The sequence below is a fragment of the Methylophaga sp. UBA5088 genome, from assembly GCF_002414625.1.
GTDB classification, from domain to species: Bacteria; Pseudomonadota; Gammaproteobacteria; order Nitrosococcales; family Methylophagaceae; genus Methylophaga; species Methylophaga marina.
The window spans coordinates 5,023-6,658 of sequence record NZ_DIAC01000118.1 but is presented as its reverse complement, the minus strand read 5'-3'; the positions used below and the strand labels follow the sequence as shown (position 1 = coordinate 6,658).

The window sequence follows — 1,636 nt, the reverse complement described above, 5'->3', positions numbered from 1 at the left end:
TGAGAGCAGGGTGTCACTACCCACTTTTTCAGCCTGCATTAACAAACTACCAGTGCCGTTGACTGTGCCACCGACCAGTTTGTCATCGACTTTTTTATTCACCGGCATGGCTTCGCCTGTGACCATGGATTCATCAATGTGACTTTCGCCTTCGATGACCAAGCCATCAACAGGAATTTTCTCACCAGGACGAATCCGTAATTTGTCACCCACTTTGACTTGATCCAGTGGGATATCTTTTTCATGGCCACAGTCGGTGACTTTTCGTGCTGTTTTTGGCGCCAAATCCATTAATAGTTTGATGGCAGTATTGGTTTGGCTGCGAGCCCTCAATTCTAATACTTGACCCAACAGTACTAACACCGTAATGACGGCGGCAGCTTCAAAGTAAACGGCTACCACACCGTCGTGTTGCATGCTGACTGGAAATACGCCAGGAAAGAGCAATGCAATGATGCTGTATGTCCAGGCGACACTCACGCCAAGTCCGATCAGGGTGAACATATTTAAGTGGCCAGTTTTCACTGATTGCACAGCACGCACCAGAAATGGCCAGCCAGCCCAGAATACAACAGGTGTGGCGAGTAAAAACTCAGCCCAATACCATTGTTGGATACTGCTCTCTGCTGGAAACAGTGATGGGGCCATTTCCAGTAACATGGCAATTAAAAACACAGGTAATGTTAATACCCCCCCAATAATGAAGCGTTTTAACATGTCTTTGTATTCGCTGTTATCCGGCTCGACTTCAACGGTGGTAGCTTCCAAGGCCATACCGCAAATCGGACAGTCACCAGGTTCATCCTGTATGACTTCCGGGTGCATTGGGCAGGTGTACTCGGTTTTCTGGTTAGTTGAAACGGGGGGTTCAGGTTCTAATGCCATACCACATTTCGGGCAACTGCCAGGCCCATCGTTTCGAACACCCTCACACATGGGGCAAATATAGTCGCCTTTGGCATCGGCATGAGTATGCTGGTGTTTATCTGAACTAGGCTGATGATCATGTTTGCCGCTGCAACAACTTTTCGCCGACTCTGTTTCAGGCTTATTAAGATAAAACTCGGGATCCGCCTTAAAATTATTTAAGCAGTGTTGAGAGCAAAACGCATAATTTTTATGCTTATAGCTGGTTTGGTATTTTGCAGAGGTTTCATCAACCTGCATACCACATACGGGATCAGTCGCCATTGTCTTCTCCTGAAATAATTGTTTTATCAATAGGGTATTGCTGTTTTCTACCCAATTGACAGTAATGGTGATGATTAAACTTATGAGCTTGGTTAGACTATAGAGTACGTACCATAGTACAGAGTCAATATCCTTATGAAAAAAGACAGTTGGACCATCGGGCAGTTCGCTAAACAAGTCGATGTGACGGTGGAAACCGTCCGTTATTATCAACGCAAAGGCTTACTTGATACGCCTGATAGCACTGGAGGTATTCGTCGATATGGGCAGCATGATTTGCGTCGTCTCAAATTTATACGTAAAGCACAGGAAGCAGGCTTTACTTTACGTGAGATTAAAGAGCTCATAGGGCTTGATTCGACACAAGATCATCACCGCGCATATCAACTAGCCATGCGACGTTTACAAGAGCTGGACGCCAAAATAGCTGAAATGCAGCAAGCAC

General features: G+C 45.7%; 2 protein-coding genes. One reads left to right on the top strand and one right to left on the bottom strand.

Going from position 1 to position 1,636, the window contains the following annotated elements:
• On the bottom strand, window positions 1-1,191 hold a 1,191-nt coding region (locus B4K20_RS14775), incomplete at its 3' end, for a heavy metal-binding domain-containing protein (RefSeq protein ID WP_289283495.1).
• 135 nt (window positions 1,192-1,326) lie between these two features.
• Here B4K20_RS14775 and B4K20_RS14770 point away from each other — a divergent pair.
• The coding region (locus tag B4K20_RS14770) for a MerR family transcriptional regulator (RefSeq protein WP_289283494.1) at window positions 1,327-1,636 on the top strand (310 nt) is incomplete at its 3' end.